This window comes from Bradyrhizobium sp. AS23.2, assembly GCF_001908185.1.
Classification (GTDB): Bacteria; Pseudomonadota; Alphaproteobacteria; order Rhizobiales; family Xanthobacteraceae; genus Bradyrhizobium.
Genome location: NZ_LGHM01000379.1, coordinates 1 through 1,638, shown reverse-complemented (window position 1 = coordinate 1,638; position 1,638 = coordinate 1). Strand labels below are relative to the sequence as shown.

Here is a 1,638-nt window from a genome sequence, read left to right as displayed (position 1 = left end):
AAGCATTAGGGGGGCGCCCGTAGATGGGGTAACGGGCTCCCTGAGGCCTTCAACCAAGCCGCGCTAGCTACGGCGCTGTTTGATGCGCGCGTCGCGCGGCTTGGTTGGAAGGCAAGCGGTCGTCCCTCACATTGATGGTGTAGCGGAGTCGAGGCCTAAGCCTCGCTCCAAGCATCGAGGAGAGACGACCATGGACCATTATGCCGGAATCGACGTGTCATTGGAATGCTCCAGCGTGTGCGTTGTCGATGCGAACGGCAAGATCGTGCGGGAGGCCAAGGTGGCCAGCGAGCCGGAGGCGCTGATCGGCTGGTTCCGTTCGCTCGGGTTCGATCTCGCCAGGATGGGGCTGGAGGCAGGGCCGCTCTCACAGTGGCTTTACGCGGCAATGAAGAAGGCCGGCCTTGCGGTCGAGCTTCTGGAGACGCGCCACGCAAGCGACGCCTTCAAGGCGATGCCGGTGAAGTCGGACCGCAACGACGCCCGCAACATCGCCCAGTTGATGCGGCTCGGCTGGTTCCGGCCGGTGCATTGCAAGTCGATGAGTGCACAGGAGATCCGCGCGATGCTGACGGCGCGCAAGCTGATCCAGGCCAAGCTTCAGGACATCGAGAACAGCTTGCGCGGAATCTTGCGCGGCTTCGGGTTGAAAGTCGGCAAGACGACGAAGCGCAGCTTTGCAACCCGGATCGGCGAGCTGGTCGCCGGCCATCCGGCCCTTGAGGCAATCGCCGCAGCAATGCTCGCGGCTCACATGGTTCTGCTGCGCGAGTTCAACGGCTTTGAGAAGCGGGTCCGGGCGATGTCCCTCTTGGATGCCAAGGCTCGGCTGTTGATGTCGACGCCGGCCGTGGGACCGATCATCTCGCTGACTTATGCCAGCGCCATCGATGATCCCACCCGCTTCACCTCGTCGAAGCGCGCGGGGCCGCTGTTCGGATTGACGCCGAAGAAGCACCAGTCAGGCGAGACCGACTACTCCGGCCGCATCAGCAAAAATGGCGACGCTTCCGTGCGCGAGGCGCTCTATGAGGCCGCCCACATCATCCTGACCAAGCCGATCAAGGGCTGTGCGCAGCTCAAGAGTTGGGCAATGCGGATCGCCAGGCGCGCCGGCATGAGCAAGGCCAAGGTGGCGTTGGCGCGCAAGCTCGCCGTGATCATGCTGCGCATGCTCAAGGACAACGTGCCATTCAACTCGGCGGCCAAGGCAATCGCCGCTGTGACTTAACAGAGGAGCGCACAGGCTTTCGGGCGGGCCACAACACCAGCCCTTCCGAAGCGGAGTCCCCTTCGCCGGGACGATGGATCAGGCCAGGCCGTCATCCGGGTTGTCGACGCATTCCCGATGCGATCACGCTTCCGTAGATTGGCCGACCTGCTCCTCTCCAGAACCCCATCAGGCGACGGCCACAGCGCCGATCCCGTACAGAAGCAGGTTCCCGGCGAGTGGATGACGCAAAAAGGGATTGACTAACTCAGGCCCGTTACAGAAGCCCGGATGGAGCGAAGAGGTTGGGCAAGATTCTTATCTGGAAGGAAGGTACGATTCGGCATGACGAATCGCACCTTCAAGACCGGCATGAGCCGGGCTCAGCCGAGCTTTCTGCCAGCGCGCGTGGAAGATTATGTGGCTGG

General features: G+C 62.7%; 1 protein-coding gene. It reads left to right on the top strand.

The window, feature by feature from the left end; all coding sequences use genetic code 11:
- Positions 1–190 precede the first annotated feature (190 nt).
- Positions 191–1,231, top strand: coding sequence for an IS110 family RNA-guided transposase (locus AC630_RS42290; protein ID WP_074124361.1), 1,041 nt, complete (start codon positions 191–193; stop codon positions 1,229–1,231).
- Positions 1,232–1,638: the final 407 nt, after the last annotated feature.

Bases quoted from the DNA above. Each gene is read 5' to 3' on its own strand.
- AC630_RS42290 (WP_074124361.1), top strand. From the start codon at position 191: ATGGACCATTATGCCGGAATCGACGTGTCATTGGAATGCTCCAGCGTG.